3 protein-coding genes are annotated in these 1,972 nt (G+C 74.7%); 1 reads left to right on the top strand and 2 read right to left on the bottom strand.

The features are described from left to right. Nucleotides 1-1,049, bottom strand: a 1,049-nt coding sequence (locus AC0CYZ_RS31925; RefSeq protein WP_472222331.1) for a glycosyltransferase, incomplete at its 3' end; no start/stop codon positions are given. After that, a complete protein-coding gene (locus AC0CYZ_RS31920) occupies nucleotides 1,028-1,645 on the bottom strand; it encodes a TetR/AcrR family transcriptional regulator (RefSeq protein WP_472222329.1) in 618 nt (205 codons plus the stop codon). The genes AC0CYZ_RS31920 and AC0CYZ_RS31925, both read right to left, overlap by 22 nt. 123 nt (nucleotides 1,646-1,768) lie before the next feature. On the opposite strand from AC0CYZ_RS31920, the gene AC0CYZ_RS31915 reads away from it, so the two are divergent. Next, on the top strand, nucleotides 1,769-1,972 hold a 204-nt coding region (locus tag AC0CYZ_RS31915; protein WP_472222327.1), incomplete at its 3' end, for a hypothetical protein.

Raw genomic sequence — 1,972 nt, 5'->3', positions numbered from 1 at the left:
GTCGAGCGGATGCGTGCCCCGAGGGCCTCGGCGGCGGTCCGGTGGGCCGGGTCGTCGAGCAGGGCCCGGGTCGCGTCGCGGATCTGCGTCGGGCTCCCGGCGGTCTCGACCACGAGTCCGGCCCCCGCCGCGTGGACGGCTTCGCCGATCATGCGGTGGTCGAGGTAGGGGTCGAGCGGGATCGTCAGGATCGGCAGGTCATGGGCGAGGGCGCGCATCGTGGTGGCGTGCCCGCCGTGACCGATGAGCACGGACGCGGCCGGCATCACCGTGTCGTGCGACAGGTGCCGGTGCAGCTCGACGTTCGCGGGGGCGCGCAGGTCGTCGGGGTCGACGACGGGCCCGGTGGCGGCGACGACGCGGACGTCGAGCCCGGCGAGCCCGTCGAGGACGTTCTGCAGCACGGCGGCCTGCGTGGGGTAGAAGATCGTGCTCAGGCTGACCAGCACCGTGGGCGTCGTGCCGCGGGCGACCGGCCGGGGTCCCGCCTGGACCGCGCCGGTCCACCGGACGTTGCCCGACCCCGGTCCGCCCGGGTCGAGATCGGCGTCGCTCGCGACGAGGACCCGTTCGCAGGCGTTCCACAGGGGGCCCGGCCGTCGCCCCCGCAGCGTCGCGAGCAGCCCGACCGGTCCCCGTGCCCAGACGTGGGTGACGTAGCGGTGGAAGGTGTGGACGAGGGCGACCGTCGGGACCGGTGACCGCACGGCGGCCCGCAGCGCCGCGAGTCGCATGGCGTCGACGAGCACGAGATCGGGCGGGGTCGGCCCCGCGAGCTCGGCGGTGACGTCACGGCCGGGTCCGGGCTCGCTGAACAGCGTGATCAGGTCCCGCGCGCGGCGGACGTCCGAGACCGGCGTGGTCGGCGACCAGGGGCGGGCGTGGCGGTGGGGCACGAAGGTCGGGCCGGCAGCCTCGACGGTCGCGCGCTGCGCGGGGTGGCCGAGCACGCGCACGTCGTGGCGGCGGGCGAGCAGCTCCGCGGCGATGCCCAGCAGGGGTGGCACGTTGCCGCCCCCGTCCCACGTCACGGCGAGGATGCGGGCCACGTCACCCCTCCCGGGTCGGCGTCGGCCAGCACCGCGCGCACGAGGGCGGCGACGCGTCGCTCGGCCGTGTCGCGCTCCAGTCCGCGGTCGCGCCGCAGCAGCTTCCACGTGTAGACGTCGGTCGCGACGACGAGCAGGTCGAGCACCTCGTCGGCGGAGCCCTCGGCGGGCAACCGTGGTCCGAACACGGCCGTGACCCACTCACGGTGCATCGCCCGCCCCCGGTCGGTCATGTGCCGCACGTCCGGGACCGCGTTCTCCTGCCCGAGCATGGTGATCACCCAGTCGCCGACCTCCTCGTACTCGTCGAAGACGGCGGCCACCGCGGCCCGGATGTCGCCCGGCGCCGGGACGCCGCGTTCCTGCAGGAGCTCGGCGGTCACGAAGTCCTGCGTCGCGGCGAAGAGCCCCTCCTTGCTGCCGAAGTGCCGCAGCACGGTGCGCACGGTGACGTTCGCGCGGTCGGCCACGTCGGCCAGCACGATCTCCATCGACGCGGCCTCCAGCCCGAGCTGCCACACAGCGGTCAGGATCCGGCGCCGCGTCTCCTCGACCGCGTCGGCCCTGGCCCGCATCACGTAGCCACGTGTGTTCATGTCACTCCAGTGGACACCAAAGCCGATTCCACGTCAACCGCGATGACACCGAATGCGCCGCGAGTGCCGACCGTGGTCGCGGCGAGGACCGTCGGGCGCGGGGCACCGGGCCGCGACGCTCACGTGTTCTGGAACCCGCGAGCGTCGCTTACCGGAACCCGACGCGTCCGGTGTCGAGAACGTGGCGCCGGCTCCGTCCCCGGAACACCAGCGGCCACGACCGGGCCGCGCGAGGACGAGGAGACCGCCATGACGATGGATGCCGACGCCGTCGCCGCCGAGCTCGACAAGCCCCTGGCCGGGCAGCTCCTGCGCGGCTCGCCCCTG

This window comes from Actinomycetospora sp., assembly GCF_055612215.1.
The sequence above is the reverse complement of the archived record's forward strand: the minus strand, read 5'-3'. Positions and strand labels throughout refer to the sequence as shown.